We start from the raw sequence: 25,610 nt of genomic DNA, 5'->3' as shown, positions 1-25,610 counted from the left end.
AATATGAAATTTCTAAGAAAAAATAAGCCAAAAATATTTTGTATAGGTCAAAATAAAACAGGTACTACGTCTTTAGAGTCTTTTTTTAAAGACCATGGTTTTAATGTGGGAAACCAACGTAAAGCAGAATTATTGATTGATGCTTATATTAACAGAGATTGGAAACCTATTATAAATTACTGTAAAACTGCTCAGGTATTTCAAGATATACCATTTAGTAATGATTATTTATATGTTTTATTAGATCATTATTTTCCTAATGCTAAATTTATTTTAACAGAACGATCTTCTTCTGAAGATTGGTATAATTCTATAACAAAATTTCATAGTAAACTTTTTGGTAAAAATGGCAGGATTCCTACTAAAGAAGATTTACAAAATGGAACATATATTTATAAAGGTTTTATTTGGAAAACTTTTTATGAAAAATATGGAGAAACGGTTAATGATATTTATAATAAAGAGAAGTTGATAAGTATATATGAAAGTAGAAATAAAGGTATTAAAGATTATTTTAAAAATAAAAATAATTTATTGATACTAAATGTTGCAGAGGCTGATAGTGTTATTAAACTTGCTGATTTTATAGGAATAACTTCAAAATACACAACGTTTCCTTGGGAAAATAAAACTAATGTAACAAAATGATAAACGTCACCAAAACATTTTTGCCACCACAAGAGGAATATCAAGAAATTTTGAAGCGTGCTTGGGATACAGGGTGGATGACCAATCGAGGTGTTTTGGTTAAGGAATTAGAGGTTGCTTTGCAAACATATTTAGGATCTTTTTCTTTTATAGCAATGACTAATGGGACTTTGCCCTTACAAATTGCCATAAAGGCCTTAGGTTTGACTGGCGAAATTATTACAACCCCTTTTAGTTATGTAGCAACGACGAGCAGTATTGTTTGGGAAGGCTGTACACCTGTATTTGTTGATATTCATCATGATTATCTTACTATTGATGAAACTAAAATAGAAGCTGCTATTACAGATAAAACTACAGCTATATTAGCCACACATGTCTTTGGAAATCCTTGTGCAATAGAAGCTATAGAAGCCATAGCAAAAACACATGGATTAAAGGTTATTTATGATGCGGCACATTGTTTTGGCGTGTCTTATAAAGGAAGTTCTCTTTTTAATTATGGTGATGTTAGTAGCTGTAGTTTTCATGCTACTAAACTGTTTCATACCGGGGAAGGTGGGGCCTTGTTTTGTAAAGAAAAATATTATAAATCTATGTTTTCGCATCATAATTTTGGACATGATGGTCCGGAGGCTTTTCAGAGCTTAGGGATTAATGCTAAAATGAGTGAGCCACAAGCTGCCATGGGCTTAGCAGTATTGCCTTATATGGATGAGATTTTAGAAGAACGAAAAAACATAGTTGATACTTATAATGCAGCCTTTAAAGAGTCAGCGTTTCAATTGCTTAAAATTAGGGAGGGCACTATTTGGAATTATAGTTATTATCCTGTCATTTTTAAAGATGAAACAGAACTTTTACGAGTAAAAACAGCTTTAAACCAAGAGTCTATTTTTCCTAGACGCTATTTTTATCCTAGTTTAAATAATCTTCCTTATTTAAACCAACAAAATATGCCAATATCAGATAGTATATCTAAAAGAATACTATGTTTACCTTTATTTGTAGGAATGAATAAAGCGCTTTTGGATAAAATAATAAATAAATTAAAATGAAAAATTTTACTATTTTAGTATTTCCTTGTGGATCTGAAATTGGTTTGGAAATTCATAGATCTTTAAAGTTCTCAAGTCACATAAGTCTTATTGGGTTAAGTAGTGTTGAAGATCATGGTAGGATGGTATATGATCAATATATTGGAGATGTACCTTTTTATAATGAAAAAGGGTTTTTACAAAAACTTAATGCTATTATTAAAGCACACCAAGTTGATGCCATATATCCTGCAATGGATAGTGTGATTTCTTTTTTAGCAAAACATAAATCTGAATTACATTGTAATTTAATAACTTCTGTTTCTGATACTACAGAATTATGTTTGTCTAAAACAAAAACGTATCAATTCTGTCAAAATATTATAAATACACCTGATATATTTAATAATATTGACCATATTAAAAATTTCCCGGTGTTCATGAAACCAGATATTGGATATGGTTCTAGAGGGGCAAAAAAAATCCATTCAATATCAGAGGGACATGAACACATTAAGCAATTTCCGTCTAGCATTATTTTAGAGTATTTACCTGGTAATGAATTTACAATAGATTGTTTTACAAATAGGCACGGTAAATTACTTTTTTCAGGAGCTAGAGAACGTAAACGTATTCAGAATGGCATTAGTGTTCAAACTGTACCTGTTGAGAATAAGGATGCTTTTATTAAGATTGCAGAACAAATTAATAAGGTTATAGAGTTTCGAGGAGCATGGTTTTTTCAAGTCAAAAAAAATAAACATGGAGAATTAGTTTTACTTGAAATAGCTAGTCGATTAGCTGGGTCATCTTCTTTATATAGGAATTTGGGGGTTAATTTTGCTCTTTTAAGTGTTTATGATGCATTTGATATTGATGTGAATATTTTTCATAATTCCTATAATTTAGAATTGGATAGAGCACTGACTAATAAATATATAATTAATATTGAATATCATTCGGTATATATAGATTTTGATGATTGCTTGTTGATTAGAGGTAAAATAAATACTGATTTGGTTAAATTTATCTTCCAATTGATTAATGAACAGAAGCGTGTAGTGTTAATTACAAAGCATAAAAATGATATATTAAAAACCTTGAAAGAATATAAGTTGTCTGAGCTTTTTGACGAGATTATACATTTAAGTATAACAGATAAAAAGTATAAGTACATTCCCAATAAGAATACTATTTTTATTGATGATTCTTATGCCGAACGTTATGAAGTTTATAAAAACTTGAATATCCCTGTATTTGCTCCAGATAATATTGAAGCCCTAATGCATTTATGAAAAAAGTTTGTCTCCATATAGGTTACCCTAAGTGTTTATCAACTACTTTGCAGAGAAGCTTTTTTGAGAAACATCCTCAAATTAATTACGCAGGTGTCGGTATTAATGATAATATTTCATATGTAAATAAAGACATTGAATTTATTTTTGAGTCATTACTGAAATACGCGAATGATTGTTATTGGAATCAAAATAAAAAACAAGCTAAAAAAACAATTGAGGAATTTGTCAATAACTCTAGTTTATTGTCTCTTTTTTCGAGTGAACACCTAGGATTTAAGTTTTCTCAACAACAAATAGATAGTGTAGAAAAAATTAAAAGATTAGCATTTTTATTTTCCGATTTTGAAGTTTCAATTTTTATTATTGAGAGAGAACCTATTAATTTACTTAAAAGTCTTTATCGAGAATTTTTAAAGATGGGTTACAAAGATAATTACACCTATTTTATGCGTGAGTTAGTAGCTTTAAGTGATAGGAATTTTTTATCAGATTTAAATATATTAAATAAGAAATCACAATTAAAAGAGCATTTTTATAATGTAGATATAACATGTTTGAATTTTGAAGACCTAACAAAAAATCAGGAGTTTTTAAATGTAACACTGTCAAGTGTTTTAAGAATAGACAATCATAAACTACCTATAAAGAATGATAATCCTTCAATATCTAATGAGCATCTAAGTAAACTTCTTAAGTATAATCAAATGCATCCCAGAGAACTTGGTTTATCCCAATATGAGCCATTTGAAAGGCATCGTAATAGAATTGTTTATCAAAGATCAGAATTAGATTATAAAGAAGAAGAAATATTTAGGAATGTTATCAATAAAAGGCTTGTTTTAAATAAAGCTTTTAAAGGAGACAAGAATACTAGTTATAAGAATTTATTCCAACTTACAGATTTAGAAGAATTAGTTTTGCAAAAGATAAGATCGTTTAACCCTTAAGTTTTATATGAATTTTAAAGAATTTAAATTAAAATATCAAGAGAAAGACGTTCTTGAAATTCCAAATAGAGTTGTAGATAATCCACTTTTATCTATTTGTGTTCAAACTTATAATCATGAGCATTATATTCGCCAATGTTTAGATGGTATTTTAATGCAACAAACAAATTTTGATTTTGAAATTTTACTTGGCGAAGACCAATCCAATGATAAAACTAGGATTATTTGTAAGGAATATGCTCAGCAATTTCCCGATAAAATTAAGCTTTTTCTACACCATAGAGAAAACAATATTATTATTGGTGGTCGACCTTCAGGAAGATTTAATTTATTGTATAATTTGTATTCGGCTAAAGGGAGATATTTAGCTTTATGTGAAGGTGATGATTACTGGACAGATCCTTTCAAGTTACAGAAGCAAGTTGATTTTTTGGAAACTAATCCCGATTACGACATCTGCGCTCACAAGGTGTTTGAATTAAATGATTTTAATAAAAAAGAGATTAAGAAAATACCTAATATTGATACTGATACCGATTATTTGATTGAAGATTATATTTTAGGAAATAAGACAGGTACTTGTTCTTTAGTTTTTGAGAGTAAATATATTAAGTATTTGCCAAAATTGTTTAATAAATTACCTTTTGGTGATTTAGGAATTGTTTTGACTGTACTAAAACATTCTAATAAAAAGATGAAAGTTTTTAATGAAGAAATGGGTGTTTATAGGGTGCATTCAGGGGGTGTGCACGCTAAATTTAGATCAAGTACGAAAAAACTGATTTCTAATTATAAACAACACTTAAACTTTGTGTCAATTATTGAAAAAGATTTATTGTTTGAAGATTCTTATAGGATATCTATTCTAAAAAAACGATTAAATACTTATTGGGAAATCAAAAGATTAGCTAGAATAAACAAAATGTATTTAGCGTATGGTTTTTACAAAATCCGTTATGAATTAATAAAAATGTATTTAATAAAAACGAAAAATTATGAACAATAAACAGACGTTTTGTACAATCATAACCTCTAATTATTTTTTTTATGCAAAAGCGATTTATGATTCTTTAGCAGAAATTATAGTTGATTTCAATTTTAATGTTTTAGTTGTTGATGAAGATATTGACTTAATTGAATACAAGACTATTAAGATTATTAGATTAAATGAGATCAAGACTGTTTTGAAATCTGATTATTCAATGATTCAAAAGTATGAATCAGATTTAGAAAGTAATCTAAGGTGGGCTTTAAAACCTGTGTTTCTAAAATATTTATTAACGATTAGAGGTTACGATAAGGTGTTTTTTTTAGATCCAGACCTATATTTCTATAGTGATCCATCTTTTTTGTTAGATATTTTAGATCATAGAGATGTTATACTTACCCCACATTGGCGGTCAAAAGACCCTTTTTTAGATGCTTCTAATTTTAACTGTTTATTTACAGAAGGTCTTTATAATGCTGGTTTTTTTGGATGTAATAAAAACGCCATAAATGTGCTAGATTGGTGGCTGAGCGTTTGTAGCTATAAAATGGAAAAAGAAGAAGGGTTTTATGTGGATCAGATTTATTTGAATTTAATGCCTATCTATTTTTCATCTCAAGTTCAAGTTATAGAGCATAGAGGGTGTAATATTTCTAATTGGAATAGGGTTGAGTGTGAACGCACAAATATTGATAACGAGGTTTTGATTAATAATTCGTTTCCAATTGTATTTATTCATTATACTAATGCAACTATTAAATTAATTGCTAATGGTATAGATGGTTTATTAGAGCCACAATTGAATATGTATAAACAAACGTTAGAGAAACATAATCCAGAATTTCAGTTTGCACATGAAAATGCAATAATTAAAAAGGATAAAACTATTATATCAAAAATCTTTTATAAATTATTTAAGTAATGCCAAATAATTCTAATAGAATAAGTAACATTAAAAAAGACCAAATGACAGCCGGATTATATGGTTTCATAAGAAAATAAATGATGAATATAGCTATTTTTTCACCCAGTCAAAATCCTTATTCTGAAACTTTTATTCAGGCACATAAAACCTATTTAAAGGATAATGTGTTTTATTACTATGGACCTAATGGGAATATGAAGTTAGAAGGTTCAGACCATTTAATGTCTAAGTCAGAAAGATGGAGTTACCGTTTGATTCGTAAAATAAAGAATTACTCTTTTAATTATACTAATCAACAATCCATACTGTCCTCTTTGAAAAAGCAAGCTATAGATGTTGTTTTGGTAGAATATGGAACACATGCCTATCATTTATTAGATCTTCTAAAACAGAGTCGCTTACCAATTGTAGTTCATTTTCATGGATTTGATGCTAGTGTAAATGCCGTAGTTAAAAAATGTAATAACTATAAGGATGTATTTGACTATGCTGCAAAGATTATAGCGGTTTCAAAAAAAATGGAGCAGATGTTGTTGGATACAGGATGTCCGAAGAAAAAGCTAATTTACAATGTTTATGGTCCTCAACCCGAATTTGAAATTGTAAGTCCAAATTTTTCAAGAAAACAGTTTATATCCATAGGACGTTTTACAGATAAAAAAGCACCATATTATACCATTATGGCTTTTAAGGAAGTCGCAACTAGACATCCTGATGCAAAATTATTACTCGCTGGAGATGGTGAGTTACAAAATATGTGTCAGAATTTAGTAAAACACTATCAGCTTGAAAATCAAGTACAGTTTTTAGGAATTATTTCACCTGATGCTTATAGAGCATTATTAGCGGAGTCCTTAGCTTTTGTTCAACATTCTATTAGATCTGAAAATGGAGATATGGAAGGAACACCTTTAGCTGTTTTAGAAGCTAGTGTTGCTGGGTTGCCAGTGATTTCTACTTACCATGCAGGAATTCCTGATGTGATTATACATGGTGAAACAGGATTGTTGAATGAAGAACATGATGTAAATACAATGGCCAAACATATGGCTAGACTTTTGGATGATATGCAATATGCTAAACAATTAGGAGCTAACGGGAAAAATCATATTTTAGAACATTATAGTATGCAGAGACACATTAAAAGTCTTCAAGACATATTAGAATACATTAGTAAATAAAATTAAAGAATGTTATTCAATTCCATAGACTTCTCCATTTTTTTGCCTATAGTGTTTGCGCTCTATTGGTTACTGAGATCAAAACTGTCTTCTCAAAACGTTCTCATTGCTATTTCTAGTTATGTGTTTTATGGTTGGTGGGATTGGCGTTTTTTAGTGCTTATTTTATTTAGTACGCTCGTTGATTATTCTATTGGTTTGTGGATGGCTAAAACAGAAGAGCCTACTCATCGTAAATATTTGCTTTGGGTAAGTCTTGCCGTTAATTTAGGATTGTTAGGCTTCTTTAAATATTACAATTTCTTTTTAGATAGTTTTGTTGATGCTTTTAACTTTTTTGGACAGCCTTTAGATTTTAGAGGACTAGACATTGTTCTACCAGTTGGTATAAGCTTTTATACCTTTCAGACACTCAGTTATTCCATTGACATTTATAGAAAGAAATTAGAACCCACAAAAGATTTTGTAGCATTTGCTGCTTTTGTTAGTTTTTTTCCACAATTAGTAGCTGGTCCTATTGAGCGCGCAACGCATTTATTACCGCAATTTTATAAAAAACGTAAATTCAGTTATCCGTTAGCTGTAGAGGGTATGCGTCAAATATTATGGGGCTTATTTAAAAAAATGGTTATCGCAGATAACTGTGCTAAATATGCCAATGAGATATTTAACCATTCCTCAGGCTATAATGGTAGTACCTTATTTATAGGCGCGTTATTTTTTGCTTTTCAGATTTATGGTGATTTTTCTGGGTATTCTGATATCGCCATAGGAACTTCAAGATTATTTGGTTTCGATTTAATGAAGAATTTTGCATATCCATATTTTTCAAGAGATATTGCAGAGTTTTGGAGACGATGGCATATATCCTTATCAACTTGGTTTAGAGATTATGTGTATATCCCATTAGGAGGAAGTAGAGGAGGTACTTGGCAAAAAATACGTAACACCTTTATTATTTTTATTGTTAGTGGTTTTTGGCACGGAGCCAATTGGACGTTTGTTGTTTGGGGAGCTCTAAATGCTCTTTATTTTTTACCATTGCTATTACGACAAAAGAATAGAGTATACACTGGAGATATAGCGTCTGGTAGAATCTTGCCAAGCTTAAAGGAATTTAGCGGCATGTTACTTACATTCGTTTTAACCTTAATCGCTTGGGTGTTTTTTAGAGCTGAAAATGTTACCCATGCGTGGAGTTATTTATCGACTATATTTTCGAGTTCATTTTTTAATTCTCCTCAAAAGTTACCTTTAGATGTTTTTGGTTTATTAGTTGTATTCTTATTAATGGAATGGCAAGGGCGTTCAGAAGATTTTGCGTTATCAAACATTCATGAAAAAGTGCCTGCTATTGGTAGATATGCAATTTATTATGGCATACTATTTTGTATCTTTTATTTCTCAGGAGAACCACAGGCTTTTATTTACTTTCAATTCTAAACCATGAAACGAGCACTATTAAAATATTTGTCATTTAATGAGATAATTCTTAGCGAACAGCATGTGTCCCATATAAAATAATAAAATAAACACATGAAAAATTTTCTCTTAAAGAGTATTTTGTTTTTTGTTTCAGTACTGGTTGCAGCTATTGTGACTGATATTTGGGTTTCTAAGACTTTGGCCAGTTCTGAAAGTTACGCCATGGGAGATGCTAAAATTTGGAATGATATTTTAAAACATGATATCAACGATGAATTGTTAATTTATGGCTCTTCAAGAGCTTGGAGGCATTTTGATCCTCAGGTTATTGAAAAAGAAACGGGAATGTCTGCATATAATTTTGGTGTGGATGGTCATGCCTTCGATATTCAGGACTTAAGACATAAACTTCAGCTAAAACACAATTCACCACCTAAGGTTATTATTTATTCCGTTGATGTTAATACACTGATATTGTTTGATGGCTTATATAATGACGAACAGTTTTTACCTTTTTTCTATTCAGATCCACTTTTTAATACATATACTAAAAGCTATGATAATTTTTCGTCTACAGATTATAATTTACCTCTTGTTAGATATAGCGGACGAAAGAAAGCCTTAACCTATTTTGTAAAGGAAGTGATTAATTGGCCACAAGAGCGTATGAGAACCAAAGGGTTTAAGGCTTCAAATGAAACTTGGAATACAGATTTTGAAAGCGCTCGCAAAAACAAGACTACTTATTACAAAAAAATAGATACTAACATGGTTAAATGTTTTGATGCGTTCTTAAAGGAAATGCATTCAAAAAAAATAGCAGTTATTTTAATGTACACACCAGAACATGTTTTAGGACAACGTTTGATTGAAAATAGAGAGGATATTATATCTATGTTTGATTCTTTAGCAACAAAAAATAATAGTCCCTTTTTTGACTATTCTAAAGCTAAAATGAATAGTGATAAATCCTATTTTTATAACAGTTTACATTTAAATGCCAAAGGTGTTGAAGCATTTAATAACTTATATATGGAAGATTTAAAAACATTTATTAATTCTGAAACTAATAAGTGATTTTAAAGACTATCATTCAGAATTACTAAAAAAGAATGCTAGTTTTACAATCTAAGAATTGCATTAATGACCAAACCAATCATTTCTATTATTATACCAACGTTTAATCGAGAGCAATTAATTGTTGATACTCTTAATTCTATAACGAATCAAACCTATGAAAATTGGGAATGTTTGGTAGTAGATGATGGAAGTATTGATAGTACAAAAGCGGTTGTAAACGCATATGTAGAAAAAGATGCACGTTTTACTTTTGTTGAAAGACCAGAGGGAAGTGTTAAAGGTGCTCCAACGTGCAGGAATATTGGTCTTGTACAGTCAAAAGGGGATTATGTTATGTTCTTTGATTCAGATGATATTTTGCCATCACATATTTTAAAAACCCGAATAGAATTTGCATTAAATAATAGTGGTTATGATTTTTATGTGTTTCAAACCATACGCTTTTTTGATAAGTTACATCTTAAGGATTGTGTTTGGAATGATTTATCGCAACCAAATGCTTCTGATTTTAAAAGCTTCTTAAGCTTAAATCCGATCTGGCACACTTCAGGACCATTATGGTCCAAAAGTTTTTTAATTAATAATAAGCTTTTTTACACTGAAGGTGTGAGCTCTTGGCAAGATTGGGAATTTCATATTCGAGCCCTTTTACTGAGCACTAATTATCTAAAAAGTGATGATGAAACTTCTGCCGCATTACAAAGATTTCATAAAAGTGAAACCATTAATAAAAATAATACTGTTGTTGTAACAGAGAATAGATTAGAGCTTATTTCTTTAGTGGTGAGCGCTATACAAAATCAGGATTCTTTTAAAGACAAAGAGGTACAATTACTTGTATTCAAATTGTATTATTTTGTAATATCTAAACTGCCTTTATCAAGTTTAAAACACGGTTTATGGCAAAACATACAAAACAGGTTATATCTTGTGCCAAAAATAGATTTTTGGTTTTGGAGACGTTTGTTGTATTTCAGAAAGCGTAATCATCATTTTTTCTATAAAGTCATAGCTAGCTTTTTTATCATATTAAAAAAAGGTTTTTTTAATAAACGATTTGCTATTGAAGATTACTCAGATAGAACTTGGTACAAAATAAAAATAAAAAACACAACTAATAGTAGCGCTCAATAATAGGTGAAACGCATGAAGAACATATTATTTATTACAAATGATGGGAGTCGGACAGGTGCGCCCATTTTATTGTTAAACCTAATAAATTGGTTTGTTGAGCATAAAAGCGATACTTATAAAATAACATTACTCGCCGTTAAAGGTGGACCTTTAATCAATGATTTCAAAAAAATAATTGATGTTAAAATTTTAAATCATAAAAGTGATACCAAATTTAAATTATTGAATAGTGTATGGAGTAAAATCAATAACAGAAAAGCTAAATTTGAATTAAAGCAGACAAAGTGGGATTTGATTTTTTCAAATACAATTGTCAATGGGAAACAAATTGAATTTTTAAAAACGGCATCAGTACCTGTAATTTCTTATATTCATGAGTTGGAATATAGTATTAGTAGTTATTTAAAAATAGGTGTAGTTCAGGGTACATTATTGCATTCAGATTTTTTTATATGTGGTTCTCATATGGTGAAAAACAATCTTATTAATAATCATAAAATAGAGTCTTCAAAAACAAGTGTCGTTAATTCTTTTGCAGATTTAAAAAGTAATGACAAAAATTTTAAAATTTCAGAAAGCATAAAAAAAGAACTCTCAATACCTGCTAACGCTATGGTCGTTGGAATGATGGGGAAATTGAATTGGAGAAAAGGTGCCGATTTTTTTGCAAAAACAGCAAGTAGATTAGCTTCAAAAAACATTGTTTTCCTTTGGGTTGGAGCAAGTAATCAAAGTTTAATAGAGATGCTTAATTACGACTTAGAAAAATCGAATAAAGACATTAAATTAAAAATGGTACCACCAACTCCAGAATTTTCTAAATACTTTAGTGTTATAGATGTATTTTTTCTAAGTTCTAGAGAAGATCCTTATCCTATGGTTTTTATAGAAGCTGCATCCTATGGTATACCAATTTTGTGTTTTGAAAACGCAGGTGGAGCTCAAGAGTTTATTGATGATAAAGTAGGAGCCGTAATTCCTTATGGAGATATAGAGGCTGCTGTAGATAAAATTCAATACTTTTATGACCATAGAGAGCTATTAGATACTAATGCCAATTATATAAAAGCGAAGTCCATTACAAGTCATGATGTTGCTGTAAACGCACCTCACATTGTTAACGTTATAGAAAAATTAATTGAAAACTAATTATTTATGGTTGTAGGTAATGGTTTAATAGGTCGAACGTTCTCAAATTATAAGCTTAATAAAGAAGTATTGATTTTTGCTTCTGGAGTGTCTAACTCATCCGCAAATAACCATGAGGATTTTGAAAGGGAAAAACGCTTATTCCTAGAATCTATAAGTAAATATACGTTTAAAAGAGCCATTTATTTTAGTACCTGTAGTATTTACGATGATTCTATTTTAGGTAGTGCCTATGTAAAGCATAAGCTTGAAATGGAAGAGCTTGTGAGAAATAATTGTACAGACTATATCATTTTTCGTGTATCAAATGTGGTTGGTAAAATAGGTAATCCTAATACGTTAATTAATTATTTTACAAACGCTGTTACTAATGTCCAGCCCATTAAGATTTGGAAACAAGCACAGCGAAATATAATAGATATAGAGGATGTTAAGTTTATTGTAGAACGTAAAATTCATTTAGGAACAAAAAATAAAACTATAAATATTGCTGTAAGAAAAAGCGAATTTGTAGTCGATATTTTAGCTCAAGTTGAACACTATTTAGGTAAAGTAAGTAGAAAAGAACTTATTTCAAAAGGATGTGAATTACAAATTGACACATGTGATATTAGTGATGAACTCTCTGTAATTGAATCTAAAAAAGGTGAAGGCTTACAGTATATTAATACCCTTTTGAGAAAATATTACTAAGTCCAATCTTGTTTAAGAGTTTTATCAATTCTCGATCTAAGAAAGAGCAATTTCTAGTGAAAAATAATCGGAAATTTTTTAAATTTTGAAAACTTTTAAGAAGCGTCTACCCCAAATTGATTTAGCAATTTTATTTGAGTATGATAATTTTAAAAGTTGAAAAGATATATTTTTTTCTGCTTCTATTTGTTTTGTCAGTTTACTTTGTATGTGATTAAATAGTTTTACATCAGCAGCATTTTTTTTTAAGATTAAAGCTCTTGTTTCACCGCTTATAGTTTTTATTTTTTTAGACGAATCTGTTTTATTTCTATAATTGTAATAAGGCATACTCCAACCATATAACTTTTGTAATAAGAGAAGTGATTCATCATAATTTTCTTGAAGCCCAACAAAAGAAAAATGCTTGTCAATATTATCTAAAGCAGTTGTTAACATGGTTTTATCATCTGCGTTTTTAAGACCGCTGATTAATCTAACTTGTGCATTATTTACATCAGACGCATCAATGTTTTCAACAAAATCATGAAAAGACATATTATTTTAATGTATTCTATCAAAGAGTCTGTGAGTAGGTCGGGTTTTTACAAAATTGTAGAAAGATAAAACTCGTTGTTCTGGATGTCTTAAAAAAGTGATGTACTTAGAGTCTCCAGTAAGGTGCTCATGCAAGCCATAGTACATATGTCCTTTTAATACCTGTATATTAGATCGTTCAACTTCGGGAAGGTCTATGAAATCTTGTGTAGTTAATGTTTTGTTGTTTTTTACCTTAATGTGGTATACCATTTCTTTAGGGTACAATCTATCGATTAACCTGTTAAAAGTCATACCTCCATTTTTAGGAAGATGTAAGAAAATGATATTGTCTTTTGACTTATAATTCATAATTTAAAATTACTAACCTTTTTCTGAATAAGAGTGATTTTAAACATCAATTTTTTTTGATCTGTTATTTTTTTGTGTTTATTTTTTAACCGTTATTGAATTCAAAAATAGATCTAAAAGTGGCAGTTTCTATTTGTTGTGTTATAAGTAATAAGATAGGAAAATTAATCGAATAAAGAATTCTAATTATGAGTAATGAACTCTAATTTTTAAAATTATTTTTTCATTATCAAGTAATGTTCATCATTAAAGTAAACTTTTTTCATTTAGATGAAATTTAAAATACAATTTTCTGCTTTTTTTTATAAGTTTGAACGCTATGGGAAAATTAGTTTCTGTTATTTTAACTAATTACTATCATGCAAAATACCTGCAGAATAGATTGAATTGTATTTTAATCAGTCGTGTCGAAACTTTAGGCTGATGGTTTAGAGAAGACGTTTTAGTTGTTCTAAAATAATTGACTAATAATATAATTGTATAATCTATTTTTGTTTGAATTAAAAAGTTAGTGAAAAAATCTAAAATCTTTATAATAGGACTTCACAAAACAGGCACTACTAGTGTGATCGTTATGTTAGAGAAATTCGGTTACCTGGTAACAGGTCCCGATACTAACCTATATTATGATTACATGAATAATGATTTTGAAAACATTGATGAATGTATCGATAAATATGATGTTTTTCAAGATGATCCTTGGTATGAGATTTTTGAATATATAGATTCAAAAGTATCTAATGCGAAATTTATTTATTTAAGCAGAGAAGAAAATTCTTGGCTTGATAGTGTTCAAAGGTTTTATGGAGAAGATAGATATAATAATATAATCAGACGACATTTTTATGGAGATCCGAATAGTTTAGATAAACCTGAACTTTATTTAGAAAAGTATAAATCTCATCAGAAAAGGGTTTTTAAATATTTTGAAGACAAGACAAATTTTATAAAAGTTGATGTAAGAAACCATGAAGACGCAATTAAATTGCAAAAATTTCTTGGATTAAAAATTAGATATAAGAAATTTCCAATAGCCAATAAAACTCCAAATTCATTTAAAGAAAAACAGATTAAAAGTGCTCAACTTTCTGTAAAAGGATATTTTGGTTTAAATAAATTGGTTAAGTTTTTTCTCAGAAATCTTTTTGACTACAATAAATATATAGAGATAAGAAGTAAGATACGATACAAAAGATCACTGTTTAAAAGATTTAAAACTAAATGTTACAATAGTTTATTAAGAAATAAATAAAAACTGTTTAAGATGTTTTTATAAGATAAATTTCATGGAAAAATTAGTTTCTATTATTTTACCCAATTACAACCATTCAGAATATCTACAAGATAGATTGGATAGCATTTTTAATCAGTCGTATGAAAATTTTGAAGTTATTCTTCTTGATGATTGCTCAACAGACACAAGTCTAGATATTTTAAAGACCTATGAAACGCATCCTAAAGTGTCATATTTTATTCCTAACAAAAAGAACAGTGGTTCTCCTTTTATACAATGGCAAAAAGGCTTAAAATTGGCTAAAGGAGATTTTATTTGGATTGCAGAAAGTGATGATTTTTGTGATCTTAATTTTTTAGAAACACAATTAAAGTGTATAGAATCAGCTGATGTAGCAGTCGCAAAAACTATGGCTTATTACAAAGGCACCAGCGATAATGAAGTTTTACATCCCGTTTTTGATGAGGCTAAACAAAAAGATAGTATATTATATTGCCCAATTTTAAACGTGAGCGCTGTGCTTTTTAAAGCATCAAAACTTACAGATTTAAATGAGGGGTTTTATACTAATTTCAAAATAATAGGTGATAGGGTGTTTTATTTTGAATTTTTTTTAGATTCAAAAATAGTATTAAACGAATCTACAATTAATTATTTCCGTCAAAGTGACTCTAGTATCTCTAAATTAAATGATAGAAGTATCGCTTATTATTCAAGCTATTTTAATGAGCATTCTAAATTTATTTCTTATGCAAAAAACAATCGCTTAGTCTCAAAAACTATGTATAAGCGTTATGTTGCTAAGTTTTATAATCGTGTAAGTAATAGAGTCTCACAAAAGAAAAAGCGAAGTTTACCATATTTGTTATTGTTTTTTAGATATAAGTTGAGGTTGTTCGTTTAGGTAATATCTTATATTAATTTTTGTAATCTCCTTTTGGGATACAAACCAGCCATTCCATAATAGCCTTTCTGTTTTCACTTAGTATTTCTCGTTTCTTTTTGAGGTTTAGTCCATCTAATTCTTTGAAATTAAAATCTAAAGCTTTGTGAATATCATCTTTACTGTATATAGATATTATGTTGTGTGTGTCTTTAATTAATTTCTTTAAATAAGTCGTTATTTCAATATCAATCAGATCATGAGTTTCAATAATTAAATCACAATTTTTTAAGTTACTAATATTTGATTCATTGAATAATAACTTTTCATAGCCTTCACAATCGCAGATAATTAATCCTTTTTTTGAGAATTCAAAATTTTTAAGCTTTTCAGCATTAAATTCTGATTTTACAAAAACTCGTTTGTCAACACCATTTAGTACTGCCATCTCCTTACATAACTGCCTTGCTTTTTCATTAATATCAAAAGCATAGATTTTTGCAGATTTACACTTTAATGCCATACCAATAGCATAATAACCTTCAGCACAACCTACATCAATAATTTCAGAATAGTTTTTAGATGCAAAATCTTCTATTTGATATTGAATCTCCATTTCATAAGAGCCTAAAAGTTTTGGATATAAAGTACTGCCAACAGATTGTAAACTGGGATATGTCATTCCTTTAAAAGGACCATTAAGTACTTCTAAGGTATAGTTTAAAATCTCCATAACTGAACGTTGCTTTGTTATTTCAATTTGTGCTAATTCATATTGCCTTCTTTTTCGAAATAAAAAATATCCAACGGAAGCTATAGGTTTTAGGGCTTTCCAAAAAAAGTCCTTTTGAACTAATCTAATTAATAAAAATCTAACTCTATTCTTCATAATTTTAATTAATTTTTCACATTGAGAAAGTTGGCTTTTTTAACAGCGTACCTTATTAGACTTTTTTTTTAACACCTAAAATATTTGAGCCCGAAACTAAGGTTTTTTTTAAAACTATATTAATCACTAAGTTAGTTTTATTAATTTTTTAGAAGTAAAATATACAACTAGTAGTATTTTAGTAAGAAGTATTATATTTGAAAACGTTAAATTTATTAAATGAAAATAGCCGTTGTTTTAACTGTTAAAAATGAAAGCAGACTCTTACGTGATAATTTGCGTTATCATTACGAGATAGGAGTTTCTAAAGCCTTTGTGTATTTTGATGGTACAACGGATGATGGAAAGGAAACTATAAAAGACTTTGATTTTGTAGATAGCCAAGACTCGGTTAACCCTGAAGTATATAAAAATTTAGATTATTTAAATAAATTTACATCACAAGCAGAAGAGCATCATACGGCTAGGCAATGTTTAAATACCTATGATGCACTTCAGAAAAGTAAAGCCTTAGGTTTTGATTGGTTAATATCTATTGATGCCGATGAGTTGATTGCTACCCAAACAGATAAACGTTCTAACCTTAAAACATTTTTTAATAATCAAGATGATTCTGTAGATGTTATAAATTTTAGAACGCTTGAAGTTTTACAACAGCAGGAACATTTTGAAAATGTATTTGCAGAAGCAGACCTTTTTAAGACTCGGAAAAATTTTAAATATCGAGGGGAAAGTATTTTTAGGAAGATTTACAATCCTAGTCTCCAGAAGTTTGATAAGCATTATTATTGGTACGGACAAACTATGGGGAAAGGTGCAATTCGCATAAACTCAGATTTAATTCCTCATAATGTGCATCGATATATCCATAAAAATGATGATCAACCTAAAAACATAAATGACGGATATGTTTTACATTATCACGCTTATGATGCCGAAGATTTTATTAAAAAATTTAGAAATTTCAGTCAACATCCTGAACACTTCTTATCTGGAAATCGAGTGGAATCCTTAAAATTATTATTAAAAGATGTTGTTAACAATCAAGGTTATTCAGAAGTTGAACTTAAGGAGTATTTTAAAAATAATCTTCTGTTTACATCTAAAAACATAAAGAAACTATCTAAAAATAAAAAATTATTTTTTTTAAAAAGGCGTCAAAGTGCTGTAAAACAAGTTGTCTCAGTAGTGAAAACTTTTGATGAAATTAAATATTTAAAATAGAAGAATTATGTTTAAAAGCGATGTTAGAATCTTGTTTATTCATGCAATTAAAACAAATAAAGATTAAAACCTTTATATCTATTCAAGCAAATCATTACTACATATATAGTGTTTCTTAAATTAAAATAAACATGATTCATTTTCTATATAACTTCTTTTTAACCAAGAAACCTGCAAAAAAAGAGAATAATTTAATAAGGTGGTTGTATTGGCAACTTTATAAATTTTTAAAAATAAGGTTGATAGGTTATTATAAAAATATTTCAATAAATTCCTTAGGAGTTGATTCAGAAAGCAACCTTATAGTCAGTTTAACTTCTTTTCCTGCAAGAATAGATGTGGTTTATTTAGCAATCAGAAGTATTCTAAATCAAACAGAAAAACCAAAAAAAATAATTTTGTGGTTAGGGGAAGAACAATTTCCAGATGGTGAAAGTAGCTTGCCTAACTCATTATTAGACTTAAAACCTTTAGGTCTAGAAATTGAATTTTGTAAAGATCTTAAAGCGCACAAAAAATATTATTTTGCTTTTCAGAAATATCCTAATAATTTAGTTGTAACGATTGATGATGATGTTATATATCCTAAAAATTTATTAAAGATATTATTAGAAAACCATAAGTTATATCCAAACAGTGTAATTGCAAATAGGGTGCGTTATATGGAAATGGAGAATAAAAATTATAAGCCTTATAGACAGTGGAGAATAAATAGTGTAAATAGTGATAATCCTTCTAAAAAAATATTTTCAACAGGCGTTGGAGGAGTATTATATCAACCTCGGTTTTTTAAGAAATCGTTTTATGATCTTGAAGGAATTAAAAAAACGAATTGTATAGGTGATGATATTTGGTTGAAAGCAGGTCAGGTTTCTAGTAATGTGCCTGTTGCTTTTACAGATTTTTATTTTAAACAATTTATAGAGGTTCCAGAATCTCAAAAAGAGAATTTATACTCGATAAATGTTTTTGAAAGTGATAATGATAGGCAGATAAAAGAAGTATTTGATTACTTTGGGGTCAATGTTAAGTCTTTTACCGAGTAAATCTTTCTAAGATAAAAATATTTTAACTCTAGTTCAACATGAAAACAATTACCACTTCCATAATTCCAATAAAACAGACTTTTGCAAAAGTACATGGAGAGCATACTCCAAATTATGAAGCTATTTGTGTATTTGCAGCTATCGGTTTTTTTTTAGGAGAGGATACGTATTGGAAGGATGAAAAAGTATTACAACCAGGTACAACCTATGTTTTAGATGATAATGGTTATGTTATAAGCGAAGAAAAAGTTTTTAATTGGTTTTATAAACCTAGAGACATTTCATTTCAAACTGCTTTAGATGAATTTACCAACTTGTTTGAAAGTATAGTTAAAGAGCAGGTAGAAGGAAAAAAGATGTTATTGCCTTTGTCAGGTGGTTTGGATAGTAGGAGTCAGGCTGTTGCTTTAAAGCATTTAAATGCAGATGTGCATAGTTATTCTTATTCGTTTTCAGGAGGCTTTAAAGAACATAAAATTAGTGAACAGATAGCCAACGCTTGTGGCTTTGATTTTGATTCGTTTTTGATTCCGCCTAATTATTTATGGAATAGCTTAGATCAAGCTGCGAGTATAAATAAATGCTATTCTGAATTTACACTACCTCGTCAAATGGCTGTTTTAGATCAGTTTAAAACTATGAAGGGTGAATTTTCTTTAGGACATTGGGGAGATGTTTTATTTGATAGAGGTATTGCTGTTAAAGACAATGATTTATCAGATTTAGAACTTATTTATAAAAAAGTAATTAAAAAAGGAGGGCTTGAATTAGCAAAAGGATTGTGGCAATCATGGGATTTAGAAGGCGATTTTGAAAGTTATTTAAAAACACGTATTCAAACGCTTTTAGACCAAATAGATATTACAGATAAAAGTGCTAGAATACGTGCTTTTAAAAGTTTGTATTGGGCACCTCGTTGGACTTCCGTAAGCTTGCGGTTTTTTGAAGCAGCGCATCCCATAAATTTACCGTATTACGATGATCGTATGTGTCGTTTTATTTGTGAAATTCCAGAAGCCTATTTGGGAGATCGAAGACTTCAAATTGCATACATAAAAAAGCGTAACCCAAAACTAGCCAAAATTGAATGGCAAGATCACATGCCTTTTAATTTATACAGTTATAATGAAACTCAATTGACAAAATCTTTACCTTATCGTATCAAAAGTAAGTTACAGCGTGAAATTAAAGGTCTTATGGGAAAAAAATACATCCAGCGAAATTGGGAACTTCAATTTTTAGGAAACGATAATGCATCTAAATTAAAAAGTCATCTTTTTGATAATGATTTTCAAATGTTTTTAGGAAGTAATATCGCTCACGTCATGTATGAAAACTTTAAAAATAAAGATGCTGTATTTTATTCTCATTCGGTCAGTATGCTTTTAACACTGTCATTATGGTTTGGAAAAGAAAGGAAGGAGTCTGTTTTTAAGAGTGTTTCTTCCTAAAGTTAAATCATATCTAGTATAACTAACCCGACAATTGCACATCTAAAGTTTATTTAAAAATGTATTTTTGAATTTTAAAGGTCTTATGACAAAAAAAACAAGAATATTATTTACCATTCCTAATTTTGATACCGCTGGAAGTCAATATGTCTTGTTAGCCATTATAGATAAGCTAGATAAAAGTCATTTTGATGTGTTTATAGGAGTTCAAAAAAGTCAAGAATTAATTCCAAATGTAGTGCCAGATGACCATAAAATGTTGATAGATTACACTGGGAGTTTTCTTAAAGACATTTATAGCTTAGCAAAAGTATTATACCGTTTTAAAATTGATTTAGTTCATTCATGGGATTATAAATCTAATTTTATTGAGCCTATCGCATGTAGGTTAGCATTTACTCCTTATTTGTACACAAAAAAAAATGCAGCATGGTCTAAAAGATGGTTTTTAAAAAGCCTGCTATCAAAACATATAGCTTACAACCATCCTAAAATGAAATCTAATTTTTTTAACCATTTTCTCTTACGAAACAAAGTGAGTTTTATTCATCATGGTATCAATTTAGTCCAGTTTAAACCAATTGAATCTAATCATAAAGATGAAGGTGTTTTTAAAATGTGTTGCATTGGGAATATTGGAGACAATAAGAATCAACTTTTTATTTTAGAACAACTTAAAGTGTTACCCGAGGCAATCCATTTATATCTTTTTGGAAATGCTGATCCTGTATATTTAATTAAACTAAAAGATTTTATAACGAAGGAACAGTTGCATAATCGTGTTCATCTCCGTGAATTTGTAGAAAATGATCAATTGCCAGAGCTTTTAAATGGTTTTGATTTGTTTTTATTGGTTTCTAGGCGTGAGGGATTGCCCGTATCTATTCTTGAAGCACTTGCCTGTGGTGTTCCTGTATTATGTTCAGAATCGGGAGGTGGTACTCAATACATTTTAGCAGAAGAAAAAGGAGGTGTTGTTTTTAACTTAAATCAACCTGAAAAATTTAAAGAGTCACTTTTGAAATTTTTTAATAATAAAGAGTATTTTCATCAAAAAAAGAAAGAAGCTACTTTAACGGCAAGAAAATTTGATTTATTAAAGGAAGTAAAAGCTTATGAATCTTTATATTTACAATTATAGTGCAATGCTATTATAAACATATTGTTATTCTAGGATCTGCGCGAAGTGGTACGAGTTGGGTTTCAGAGCTTATAGCTTTGAAACATCGTTACAGATTGTTATTCGAACCAGAACATGAGTATAATACCAAACATGGAAAATTAATTTGTGATCAATATTTAACACCTGAAACTAGTTCAGTAAGCATAGATAAATACTTAAAACGAGTTTTTGCTAATAGAGTAGATTGTGATTGGATAGCACAAGTAAGTAATAGGAAATGGAAACGTCATTTATGGCCTTTTGTGCCTAAAAAACATATCATTAAATTTGTGCGTTGTAATTTATCTGTACATTATATGGTAAAAAGGTTTAACATTCCTACGGTGTTAATTGTTAGAAATCCATATGATGTTTTAGCTTCACAACAACGTGTTAAATTTCCATGGCTTTATGATCTTAGTAGGTTCGAAAATCAAAAGGCGTTATGTGAATTACTATTAAAAACGTATAACTTTGATTTAAATAAACAACAAAACTTGAGTAATTTAGAAAAGCTATGCATTCGTTGGTGTATTGAAAATTCAGTACCATTTTTAAACAAGAAGCAAGCTGATTTTGAAATTTATAAATATGAAGATTTTAAAGGAGATATAAACTTATTTAAAAGCTTTTGTAAGCGCTATAATTTAAAACCTTTAGATAACTTGAATACAATTTTTACTCAGCCCTCTAGTAAAACTCATCCTAAAAGCAATGTAATTACAGGGGGAAGTAAAAGGTATCTTTTTTCTAAAGATGAATTTAAACTGATCAATCAATATTTAGATATATTTAAAATTGATTTATACGATAGAAAAATAGGTGTATGAAGATAGCTTTAGTTTTAGCTCAACCTCCTGGTTATTCTGAAACCTTTTTTAATTCTAAAATAAAAGGTTTACAAGAAAATGGACATGAGGTTACATTGTTTACAAGTTCTAGTCAAGAAACATATACGTTATGTAAACATGTTAAAAGTCCAAAACTTAACCGATTTTTTTTGATTCAAATTTTTAAGATGATTTGGATAGGGTTTCTATTGTTATCTAATATACGAGCGGTTTCAAAATATTTTAAATTAGAGAAAAGCAAAGGGAATTCTTCAAGACGGATTCTTGAAAAAATATATTTGAACGCTCAATTACTTAAATTTAAAGGAGATTGGATACACTTTGGATTTGCTACTTTAGCCTTAAATAAGGAATTTGTAGCCGAAGCAATAGACGCAAAAATGGCTGTCAGTTTTAGGGGTTTTGATATTAATGTATATCCTTTAAAACATCCGGGTTGCTATGATTTGTTATGGCAGCAGGTTGATAAGGTGCAATCCATATCTCAATATCTATTAGTAAAAGCAAATAGTCTCGGCTTGTCTAAAGAAACTCCTTCGAAGATTATAACTCCAGCTGTCAATATAAAAACGTTACCAAAAAGGATTGTTAATGAGGTTGAAAATAAATTAACGATTATAACCATTGCTCGATTTAATTGGATGAAAGGAATCGATTATTTAATAGAAGTTGCTGCACATTTAAAAAATGAAGGTTTAGATTTTGAATGGCAGTTAATTGGTGCTGGAACAAATTCCGATAAGGAAAAGTATCTGTATCATATTTACGAAAAAGGACTTGACCAACATGTGATGTTAAAAGGGAAGTACTCTCATGACGAAACATTAAATATATTAGCAACAGCAGATATTTATGTTCAGCCTAGTGTAAATGAAGGGTTTTGCAATGCAGTTTTAGAAGCTCAGGCTTTAGGAATTCCTAGTGTAGTTTTTAAGGTTGGTGGACTTCAGGAGAATATTTTAGATACTAAAACTGGTTGGTTAATTGAACCTTTTGATGTTGTAGCTATGGCTAAAAGAATCATAAATATTACAAGTTTAACTCATGAAGAAAAAGTGAAAATATCTGAACAAGCTGTAAGTCGTGTTCAAGAACAATTTAATTTGAACCATCAAAAACATGCTTTCCATATATTTTATACGCAATAATTAAAAGATGCTATTTAACTCCTTAGATTTTGCGATTTTTTTACCCATAGTTTTTGTTATTTATTGGTTTGTATTCAACAAGAACTTAAGGCTACAAAACTTGTTTATTGTTTTTGCGAGTTATGTATTTTATGGTTGGTGGGATTGGCGTTTTCTCTTTTTAATACTTTTTAGTTCGTTAGTAGATTATGTGGTTGGTATTGCGTTAGCCAAACAAGAGGTACAAGTAAAACGAAAGGTTTTATTGTGGATTAGCATTGTTGTGAACTTAGGTTTTTTAGGCTTTTTTAAATATTACAATTTTTTCTTAGACAGTTTTACAACTGCTTTCTCCTTTTTTGGAACAGATATTCAAGCACGTTCCCTTTCTATTATTTTACCAGTTGGAATTAGTTTTTATACGTTTCAAACTTTGAGTTATACTATTGATGTTTATAAAAGACAATTGAAACCTACAAAAGATTTTATATCCTTTGCAGCATTTGTTAGTTTCTTTCCACAATTGGTAGCTGGACCTATTGAGCGTGCATCAAATTTATTACCCCAATTTTATAATAAGAGAAATTTCAACTCTAAACTAGCTATCGATGGCTTTAGACAAATAATATGGGGCTTATTTAAAAAAATAGTTATTGCTGACAATTGTGCTCAATTTACCAATGATATTTTTAATAATTACACAGATTACTCTTCAAGTACTTTGTTTTTAGGTGCTTTTTATTTTGCGTTTCAGATTTATGGAGATTTTTCTGGATATTCAGATATTGCAATTGGAACCTCTAAACTCTTTGGGTTTAATTTAAAACAGAATTTTGCAACGCCATACTTTTCTCGTGATATCGCTGAGTTTTGGAGGCGTTGGCACATTTCACTTTCTACTTGGTTTCGAGATTATGTATACATTCCTTTAGGTGGCTCCAGAGGTTCGAAAGGCAATCAAATTAGAAATGTATTTGTTATCTTCATAGTGAGTGGGTTTTGGCATGGTGCTAATTGGACTTTCGTCGTTTGGGGAGCTTTAAATGCTATTTATTTTCTTCCCTTATTATTACGAAATAAAAATAGAAGTCATACCAATGTAGTAGCAGAAAATCGTAAGTTACCAAGTGTGAAAGAAGTGTTCCAAATGATTACTACATTTGGTTTAATCATTTTTGCTTGGGTGTTTTTTAGATCAGAAAATGTAGAAAAAGCATGGTTGTATCTCAAAAGGATTTTTGAATTTTCAATCCATTGGAATGAACAACTGAAATTTAAACGTTTTGTGTTTGAAATAATACCTTTAATAGGAGTACTTGTTCTTATCGAATGGTTTTCAAGACAAGAAGAACACCCTTTAAAAAATGTAAAATATCCTACATTTTTCACGTTTTTCATTATCATGTTAATTGTTGTTTTTGGTAGTTTTTCAAATATTCATGAGTTTATTTATTTCCAGTTTTAATTATGAAAGCATTTTTTAAAAACATAGTTATTACTTTAGTTACATTTTATATCCTTTTGTTTGTTTTGGATGTAATTTATACTACCATATATAATCATCCTATAAAAGCTAGATCTAAAGTGACTTGGTTGAGAAGTTTAGAACCAAATCAAGAACTTGATTACGCGTTGTTTGGCTCTTCTCGTGTGTTTTTTCATTTAAACCCAGTACAAATTAAAAAGGAAACAGGTTTAAATGGTATTAATTTATCCTATCCTGCAGCTGATAATTTTGAAATAAAATTGATGGTTAAGGAGTTTTTTAAGAAACACAGAGCGAAAAAAATATTCGTTCAGGTGGATGATAGATATAATGTTGAAAACTTCAATAAATTGGCTATAAACCCTTGGATACCATTTATAAAAGAAGACTCTATCTATAATGATATAAAAGCTGTAGACTCTGCAGCTGTTTACAAACGATACCTTCCGTTTTATAGATATATGTTGTCTGATTCAAGATTAGGATTTCGAGAAATTGTATTAAGTTTTTTTAAACCTAATATGTTTGAGGCCACTAATGGCTTTGCTCCTATGGTTGGTCAAATAAATGAAAACAGTAAACCAATGGCTTTACATATAATTGATAAAAAAAATCAGCATTTAGAAACTATTATTGATATATGTAAAAAAGAAAAGGTTGAATTATTTTTTTTTACAGCACCTTATTTCAATACCCAACTTAATACTGAGGTGCTTAAGAAACAATTGCCTAATTATCACGATTTTTATAGTAGTATAAGTGATATAAACTGTTTCAGTGATCATTTGCATTTAAATGAAAAAGGCGCAAAACAGTTTACGACTTTATTTAGTGACACTTACTTTAAGAATTAAAAGTATTGTA

At 29.2% G+C, this 25,610-nt stretch carries 25 protein-coding genes; 22 read left to right on the top strand and 3 right to left on the bottom strand.

Annotated elements, in window-relative coordinates:
- Positions 1-3 precede the first annotated feature (3 nt).
- The 12 genes from TD29_RS00875 (at position 4) to TD29_RS00820 (ending at position 12,505) form a co-directional block, all read left to right on the top strand.
- Positions 4-648, top strand: coding sequence for a sulfotransferase (locus TD29_RS00875; protein ID WP_040278215.1), 645 nt, complete (start codon positions 4-6; stop codon positions 646-648).
- Positions 645-1,706 carry a DegT/DnrJ/EryC1/StrS family aminotransferase gene (locus tag TD29_RS00870; RefSeq protein ID WP_040278213.1) on the top strand — a complete coding sequence of 354 codons (1,062 nt, stop codon included), beginning with the start codon at positions 645-647 and terminating at the stop codon, positions 1,704-1,706. The genes TD29_RS00875 and TD29_RS00870 overlap by 4 nt, the downstream gene beginning before the upstream one ends.
- Positions 1,703-2,980 carry an ATP-grasp domain-containing protein gene (locus TD29_RS00865; RefSeq protein WP_040278212.1) on the top strand — a complete coding sequence of 426 codons (1,278 nt, stop codon included), beginning with the start codon at positions 1,703-1,705 and terminating at the stop codon, positions 2,978-2,980. Before TD29_RS00870 ends, TD29_RS00865 begins: the two co-directional genes overlap by 4 nt.
- Entirely contained in the window at positions 2,977-3,930 is a 954-nt protein-coding gene (locus TD29_RS00860; protein ID WP_040278211.1) for a hypothetical protein, read from the top strand. Before TD29_RS00865 ends, TD29_RS00860 begins: the two co-directional genes overlap by 4 nt.
- A 7-nt stretch (positions 3,931-3,937) precedes the next feature.
- Positions 3,938-4,936 carry a glycosyltransferase family 2 protein gene (locus TD29_RS00855; protein WP_052466922.1) on the top strand — a complete coding sequence of 333 codons (999 nt, stop codon included), beginning with the start codon at positions 3,938-3,940 and terminating at the stop codon, positions 4,934-4,936.
- Positions 4,926-5,840, top strand: coding sequence for a hypothetical protein (locus TD29_RS00850; protein WP_040278209.1), 915 nt, complete (start codon positions 4,926-4,928; stop codon positions 5,838-5,840). Before TD29_RS00855 ends, TD29_RS00850 begins: the two co-directional genes overlap by 11 nt.
- A gap of 80 nt (positions 5,841-5,920) precedes the next feature.
- Positions 5,921-7,024, top strand: coding sequence for a glycosyltransferase family 4 protein (locus TD29_RS00845; RefSeq protein ID WP_084203362.1), 1,104 nt, complete (start codon positions 5,921-5,923; stop codon positions 7,022-7,024).
- A 9-nt stretch (positions 7,025-7,033) separates the two neighbouring features.
- Positions 7,034-8,467 carry an MBOAT family O-acyltransferase gene (locus TD29_RS00840; protein ID WP_040278206.1) on the top strand — a complete coding sequence of 478 codons (1,434 nt, stop codon included), beginning with the start codon at positions 7,034-7,036 and terminating at the stop codon, positions 8,465-8,467.
- Positions 8,468-8,560: 93 nt separating this feature from the next.
- Entirely contained in the window at positions 8,561-9,526 is a 966-nt protein-coding gene (locus TD29_RS00835) for a hypothetical protein (RefSeq protein ID WP_152611438.1), read from the top strand.
- A 66-nt stretch (positions 9,527-9,592) separates the two neighbouring features.
- Positions 9,593-10,663 (top strand): glycosyltransferase family 2 protein, encoded by a 1,071-nt coding sequence (locus tag TD29_RS17760; RefSeq protein ID WP_052466921.1) that lies wholly within the window; start codon positions 9,593-9,595, stop codon positions 10,661-10,663.
- 12 nt (positions 10,664-10,675) lie between these two features.
- On the top strand, positions 10,676-11,812 hold the full coding sequence (locus TD29_RS00825; protein ID WP_040278202.1) for a glycosyltransferase: 1,137 nt from the start codon (positions 10,676-10,678) through the stop codon (positions 11,810-11,812).
- Between the two features lie 6 nt (positions 11,813-11,818).
- Positions 11,819-12,505, top strand: coding sequence for an NAD-dependent epimerase/dehydratase family protein (locus TD29_RS00820; RefSeq protein WP_040278201.1), 687 nt, complete (start codon positions 11,819-11,821; stop codon positions 12,503-12,505).
- Positions 12,506-12,583: 78 nt separating this feature from the next.
- Here TD29_RS00820 and TD29_RS00815 read toward each other — a convergent pair whose 3' ends face one another.
- Together TD29_RS00815 and TD29_RS00810 are read right to left on the bottom strand one after the other, a co-directional pair.
- The gene (locus TD29_RS00815) at positions 12,584-13,042 is read right to left on the bottom strand and encodes a hypothetical protein (RefSeq protein WP_040278199.1); all 459 of its coding nucleotides are present in this window, start codon (positions 13,040-13,042) and stop codon (positions 12,584-12,586) included.
- Between the two features lie 6 nt (positions 13,043-13,048).
- Positions 13,049-13,393: a sulfotransferase family 2 domain-containing protein gene (locus tag TD29_RS00810; RefSeq protein WP_040278198.1), complete on the bottom strand. Its 345-nt coding sequence runs from the start codon at positions 13,391-13,393 to the stop codon at positions 13,049-13,051.
- Between the two features lie 511 nt (positions 13,394-13,904).
- On the opposite strand from TD29_RS00810, the gene TD29_RS00805 reads away from it, so the two are divergent.
- Complete coding sequence (locus TD29_RS00805; RefSeq protein ID WP_040278196.1) at positions 13,905-14,645, top strand: sulfotransferase; 741 nt, start codon at positions 13,905-13,907, stop codon at positions 14,643-14,645.
- A 34-nt stretch (positions 14,646-14,679) separates the two neighbouring features.
- Positions 14,680-15,531: a glycosyltransferase family 2 protein gene (locus tag TD29_RS00800; RefSeq protein ID WP_052466920.1), complete on the top strand. Its 852-nt coding sequence runs from the start codon at positions 14,680-14,682 to the stop codon at positions 15,529-15,531.
- Positions 15,532-15,544: 13 nt separating this feature from the next.
- On the opposite strand, the gene TD29_RS00795 is transcribed toward TD29_RS00800, so the two are convergent.
- Positions 15,545-16,399, bottom strand: coding sequence for a methyltransferase domain-containing protein (locus TD29_RS00795; RefSeq protein ID WP_040278195.1), 855 nt, complete (start codon positions 16,397-16,399; stop codon positions 15,545-15,547).
- Positions 16,400-16,618: 219 nt separating this feature from the next.
- Between TD29_RS00795 and TD29_RS00790 the strand changes: the two genes are divergently transcribed.
- The 8 genes from TD29_RS00790 (at position 16,619) to TD29_RS00755 (ending at position 25,600) form a co-directional block, all read left to right on the top strand.
- Positions 16,619-17,623, top strand: coding sequence for a glycosyltransferase family 2 protein (locus TD29_RS00790; RefSeq protein WP_040278192.1), 1,005 nt, complete (start codon positions 16,619-16,621; stop codon positions 17,621-17,623).
- 131 nt (positions 17,624-17,754) lie between these two features.
- Positions 17,755-18,669 carry a hypothetical protein gene (locus tag TD29_RS17755; RefSeq protein WP_052466919.1) on the top strand — a complete coding sequence of 305 codons (915 nt, stop codon included), beginning with the start codon at positions 17,755-17,757 and terminating at the stop codon, positions 18,667-18,669.
- 38 nt (positions 18,670-18,707) lie between these two features.
- A complete protein-coding gene (locus TD29_RS00780; RefSeq protein ID WP_040278191.1) occupies positions 18,708-20,120 on the top strand; it encodes an asparagine synthase-related protein in 1,413 nt (470 codons plus the stop codon).
- 85 nt (positions 20,121-20,205) lie between these two features.
- The gene (locus tag TD29_RS00775; RefSeq protein ID WP_040278190.1) at positions 20,206-21,261 is read left to right on the top strand and encodes a glycosyltransferase family 4 protein; all 1,056 of its coding nucleotides are present in this window, start codon (positions 20,206-20,208) and stop codon (positions 21,259-21,261) included.
- 77 nt (positions 21,262-21,338) lie between these two features.
- The gene (locus TD29_RS00770) at positions 21,339-22,112 is read left to right on the top strand and encodes a sulfotransferase family protein (RefSeq protein ID WP_394331528.1); all 774 of its coding nucleotides are present in this window, start codon (positions 21,339-21,341) and stop codon (positions 22,110-22,112) included.
- On the top strand, positions 22,109-23,281 hold the full coding sequence (locus tag TD29_RS00765; protein WP_040278186.1) for a glycosyltransferase family 4 protein: 1,173 nt from the start codon (positions 22,109-22,111) through the stop codon (positions 23,279-23,281). The genes TD29_RS00770 and TD29_RS00765 overlap by 4 nt, the downstream gene beginning before the upstream one ends.
- Before the next feature lie 7 nt (positions 23,282-23,288).
- A complete protein-coding gene (locus TD29_RS00760) occupies positions 23,289-24,725 on the top strand; it encodes an MBOAT family O-acyltransferase (RefSeq protein WP_040278185.1) in 1,437 nt (478 codons plus the stop codon).
- Positions 24,726-24,727: 2 nt separating this feature from the next.
- Positions 24,728-25,600, top strand: a complete 873-nt coding sequence (locus TD29_RS00755; RefSeq protein ID WP_040278184.1) for a hypothetical protein — start codon at positions 24,728-24,730, stop codon at positions 25,598-25,600.
- The last annotated feature ends 10 nt before the right edge of the window (positions 25,601-25,610 follow it).

This window comes from Psychroserpens damuponensis (assembly GCF_000826655.1).
Taxonomy (GTDB): domain Bacteria; phylum Bacteroidota; class Bacteroidia; order Flavobacteriales; family Flavobacteriaceae; genus Psychroserpens; species Psychroserpens damuponensis.
This window is presented reverse-complemented; position numbering and strand designations above follow the sequence as displayed.